This window comes from Streptomyces sp. ActVer (assembly GCF_027270795.1).
Taxonomy (GTDB): Bacteria; Actinomycetota; Actinomycetes; order Streptomycetales; family Streptomycetaceae; genus Streptomyces; species Streptomyces umbrinus_A.
This window is the reverse complement of record NZ_JAPWHT010000607.1, coordinates 1-5,040: the sequence shown is the minus strand read 5'-3', so window position 1 is coordinate 5,040 and position 5,040 is coordinate 1. Positions and strand designations below refer to the sequence as shown.

Annotated in this window: 2 protein-coding genes and 1 pseudogene; all 3 read left to right on the top strand. The window is 72.7% G+C overall.

Annotated elements, in window-relative coordinates; translation table 11 throughout:
• Positions 1 to 1,739, top strand: a pseudogene (locus tag O3Q52_RS48735) (serine/threonine protein kinase); the annotation flags it as partial.
• Between the two features lie 213 nt (positions 1,740 to 1,952).
• A complete protein-coding gene (locus tag O3Q52_RS48730; RefSeq protein ID WP_269654871.1) occupies positions 1,953 to 3,743 on the top strand; it encodes a protein kinase in 1,791 nt (596 codons plus the stop codon).
• Positions 3,744 to 3,858: 115 nt separating this feature from the next.
• On the top strand, positions 3,859 to 5,040 hold a 1,182-nt coding region (locus tag O3Q52_RS48725), incomplete at its 3' end, for a serine/threonine-protein kinase (RefSeq protein WP_269654870.1).

Genomic DNA, 5,040 nt, shown 5'->3' with positions numbered 1-5,040 from the left:
CCGCGTACGACGGACGTCCGGTGCACGCACGTACGCATGTCCTCTCACCCGTACGGCGCGTGACCGCCCCGCGGCGGACCAGTTCCTGGCACGGCGCGGCGCCGCGCCATGGCGCCCCCGAATTGGGCGGGAACGGACAGAACCAGCCTCCCGCGCTGCCCGGCGCCGGAAGCAGCGGCAATGGCGGTAACGGGGGCAACGGAAGCGGCGTACCGGGCCACGGTGACGGCACCGGATTCCCCGGGAACGGGAACGGCGTGTCCCACACCGGGACCAGCAACGGCATCGCCGGCCACTTCGCCAACACCGCTGACCCCGCCTACAGCACAGACCTCGCCCACACCACGGACCCTGCCCACAGCGCGGACCCTGCTTACGCCGCAGGGGCTTCCCACACCACCAGCACCACCACCGAGGCCCCCACCCAGTGGAGCCGGTTGACCGCCGACCCCGCTCCCGCCGCCCATCGCGGCCCCGCCACCGCCCTGGCGGCCGAGCGGGCACGGCAGGCGCGGATGGCTGTCGTCGGACCCGTCACCGAGCGCTGGGCGCCCGAGCAGGCCGGGCCCGTGCACGAGAACTGGCAGTTGGCGGCGCCGATCGGGCCCGCGACCGACCTGTGGGCGTTGGGGGCGCTGCTCTTCCGGGCCGTTCAGGGGCACGCGCCCTACCCCGAGGAGAACACCGCCGAGCTGGTGCAGCTCGTGTGCGCCGAGCCGCCTGCGTTCGCCGAGGAGTGCGGGCCGCTGCGGCCGGTCGTGGAGTCGCTGCTCCGTCAGGACCCCACCGAGCGGCTGGACTTCGAGGAGCTGCGCGGCTGGCTGCGTTCGCTGGTGCGGTCGGCGCCCGAGCCGGAGGCGGGGACGTACGTCGTGGCCACGCCGCCCGTGGATCCCAAGCGGCTGCCCGTCGTGCGCCGCCGGGGCGAGCTCGTCCGCAGGCGCCGCGCCGGGCTGCCCGACACCAGCCCGCACGGCCGCCACAAGCGGTCCAGGCGGGAGGCCAAACCCCGCCGGCTCGGCCGCACGCTGCTCCTGCTGATACTGCTGGCCATGGCGGCGGCCGTCGCGTATGCCGTGGCCTTCATGCCCAAGTCCGACAACGCCGGTGAGCGGACCGGTTCCGCGGGGGACATCGCCACTCCGACCCCGGGACACTCGGCCGGTACGGACACCGGCACGGACGGGAACGCGGGCACGGATCCACAGGACGAGAAGTCGCCGAGCAAGGAGAACAGCCCGACGCAGTCGTCCAGTTCCAGCACGCAGACCACCGGACCCGAGGTCGCGCAGGGCTTCACCCTGCGCAAGGACTCCGAGGGCTTCCGCGTCGCGGTCGCCAACGGCTGGGACCGGACGGGGAAGAACGGCCGCGGCCAGATCGTCTACTCCCAGGGCGACTTCGAGCTGCTGGTCGTGCCCGGCCGTGACACGACCAGCCAGTACGGCACCGACCCGATGACGTACCAGCGTGAGGACGAGCGCGAGTTGCAGCCGTTCCGCGACTCGACGTGGGCCACGTCCAGCGGGATGCGGCGCATCGAGGTGGGCGGACGGACCATGGCCGAGGGGCAGTTCACCTGGCAGGACTCCCAGGGGCGCGAGGTCTTCGTACGCAATCTCGCGATCATCGTCGACGGGCGGTACCACGTGGTGCAGGTGCTCGGTCCTGAGGCCGAGCGGGACGAGGTGACGCGGCTCTACGAGCAGGCCGCGGCGACCTACCAGGCCACTGGCTGACGGTCCGACAGACCGCTCGCCGACGGTCTGACAGACCGCTCGCTGACGGTCTGACAGGCCACTCGCCGACGTCCGATTGCCTGGTGGCAACCGCCCGTTCACGCCCGGGCAAACCGTCACAGTGCTGTCTCCGTAGGGCCCCGCCGGTTCCCTGGGGGAGGGCCGGTCCTTAGTCTGGCCCTGTCAAGAGCATTGCGGGGAAACGTGAATCAGATGCAGGGCCTGCTGTTGTCCGGGCGCTACCGGCTCGTCGACTCCATCGGCAGTGGCGGCATGGGCCGGGTGTGGCGTGCGCACGACGAGGTGCTGCACCGGGCCGTCGCCATCAAGGAGTTGACGGCTGCGCTCTACGTGTCGGACAGCGACCAGCCCGTGCTCCTCGCCCGGACCCGGGCCGAGGCGCGCGCGGCCGCGCGGATCAACCACTCGGCCGTCGTCACCGTGCACGACGTGCTGGAGCACGACGGCCGTCCGTGGATCGTGATGGAGCTGGTCGAGGGCCACTCGCTCGCCGACGCGGTCAAGGAGTCCGGGCGCGTCGAGCCCCGGGAGGCGGCGCGGGTCGGGCTCTGGGTGCTGCGCGCGCTGCGGGCCGCGCACGCCGCGGGCGTACTGCACCGCGACGTCAAGCCCGGCAACGTACTGATCTCCAACGACCGGCGCGTCCTGCTCACCGACTTCGGGATCGCGCAGGTCGAGGGCGACACGACGATCACGCGCACCGGGGAGATCGTCGGCTCGGTCGACTATCTGGCCCCGGAGCGTGTACGCGGCCACGATCCGGGCCCTTCCTCCGATCTGTGGGCGCTCGGCGCGACGCTCTACACGGCGGTCGAGGGGAGGTCTCCGTTCCGGCGGACGACCCCGCTGACCACCATGCAGGCCGTGGTCGGCGAGGAACCCGAGGAGCTGACGCACGCCGGCCCGCTCGCGCCCGTCATCGCCGCGCTGCTGCGCAAGGACCCCGCCGAGCGGCCCGGCCCGGAGGAGGCCGAGCAGATGCTCGCCGAGGCCGCGGAGGGGCGCGCACCGAGTTCGGCGCAGGCTTATGTGCCGACGGAACATGTGGCCGCCACACACGAGTCCGCTGAGTCCCCCGAATCCGCTGTGCCCCGGGGCACGTACGGACCCGCCCATGCCGCCTACGGGCCCCAAGGTGTCCCAGGGGCGCAGGGCATGTACGGGCCTCAGGGCGTTCACGGGACCCAGGGCGCCCCCGGCGTTTCCGGCGGCCACGACACCTATGGCGGCCACGGCCGGCCCGCGCCCGACCCGGTCGTCGCCACCATGAACCAGCCGGCGGTCGCCGGGACGCAGCGCCGCAGGGTCAGCACGCTGGTCCTCGTCGTCATTCTGGCCGCGCTCGTGGGCGGCGGAGGCGTCGCGGCGATGCTGTACGCGGACGGGTGGGGCAACGACACCAACTCGACGTCCTCGCCCGACCCCTCCTCACCCGACCCCTCCTCCTCCACCCCGTCGTCCTCGGCGGGGGAGACGGACGACGGGAAGGGGAACCAGACCCCGGACACCGGTACCGGCGGTGTGCCGGACGGCTGGGAGCGCGTCAACGACCCCCAGGGTTTCAGCCTTGTCCTGCCCAAGGGCTGGAAGCGCCAGATCGAGAACACCCAGGTCGACTACACGCCCGACAACGGCGAGCACTTCGTCCGCATCGCCGTCGACGACTCCCCGGACTTCGACACCCCGTACATGCATCTGCTCGACCTGGAGGAGCAGTTGGGGCGGCTGCAGGACTACCGGCGGATCGGTCTGGAGGAGAACACCTTCCGCGACCGCCCGGGCGCGCTCTGGGACTTCACCTGGACCGCGCTGGCGAAGGACACGGAGTTCCCCGGCCCGCGCCGGGCCAGCGAGCAGGCGTATCTCAGCCGTGACGGCGTCGAGTACGTGATCTACATGTCCGCGCCGGCGGCGGACTGGGACACCGCGAAGGAACGGTTCGACACGATCCTTCGCAGCTGGCGGCCCCCGGGCGCCCCGTGACCGCGTACGTCCCGTAAGTACGGCCGGCCCGGCACGTGACCGCGTACGTCGCTTGTCGGCCACCCGCGCCGCAGCGCCCCGGAAGGCCTCCGTCCGGTGCGGCATGATGGGGCGCATGGTGACCGAGGGGGACAACGTCCGTGTCATCGCGGGCCGTTACCGGCTGGAGGCCAGACTCGGCCGGGGCGGTATGGGCGTCGTCTGGCGGGCCACGGACCAGTTGCTCGGCAGACAGGTCGCGGTCAAGGAACTCGTCCTCGACAGCTCGCTCTCGGCGGAGGAGTCCCGGCTGCAGCGCGACCGGACCCTGCGTGAGGCGCGTGCGATAGCGCAGTTGCGGGACCCGCACATCATCGTCGTGCACGACGTCGTCGAGCAGGACGAACGCCCCTACATCGTCATGGAGTTGATCGAGGGCGGCTCGCTCGCCGAGCGGATCTCCCGGAGCGGGCCCGTGGACGCGGCCGCGGCGGCCCGGATGGGGATCGACCTGCTCGGCGCGCTGCGCAGGGCACACGGCGCGGGCGTGCTGCACCGGGACCTCAAGCCCGCGAACGTACTCCTCACTGCGGAGGGCCGCGTCGTCCTCACCGACTTCGGGATCGCCCAGGTCGCGGGGGCGACGACGCTCACCGAGAGCGGGTCGTTCGTGGGCTCGCCCGAGTACACCGCACCCGAGCGGATGTCCGGTGTCAGGACCGGACCGGAGTCCGACCTGTGGTCGCTCGGCGCGCTGCTCTGCACGGCCCTGAGCGGCGAATCGCCGTTCCGCCGCGATTCGTTGGGCGGGATCCTGCACGCGGTGGTGGTCGACGAGATACGTCCGCCCGCTGCCGCCGGGCCCCTGCTTCCCGTCGTACGGGGCCTTCTTGAGCGCGATCCCGAGCGCAGGCTCGACGCGGTGGAGGCGGAGCGGCTGCTGCGGGCGTTCCTCGACACCGGCCGTATGCCGCCGGTGTCGCCCGGCTACAGACCGACCCGGCGGGACGCGCCGAAGCCGTCGCGGCCGCTCCACGCGCCGTCGCCTCCGTCGGACGCGCCCGTGACATCGCCGATGAGGTCCGTCGCCTCCTCGCGCTCCCCCACACGGAACGTGCTGATCGCGGTCGCGCTCGTCGCCGCGATGGCCGTGGCGGGCGTGTCGGCGGCCGCGCTGCTGATGAACGGCGACGGTGGCGACGGGCCCTTGTCGCCGACGAGTTCCGTGCCCTCGTCCCGGGCGACGGTCACCGCCACGACCACCGCGACGACCACGTCGACGACCGGCCGGACGGCGAGCGCGCCCCCGAGCCCAGCC

Excerpts from the sequence above, each read along its gene's own strand:
- O3Q52_RS48730 (WP_269654871.1), top strand. The coding sequence starts at position 1,953 with ATGCAGGGCCTGCTGTTGTCCGGGCGCTACCGGCTCGTCGACTCCATC.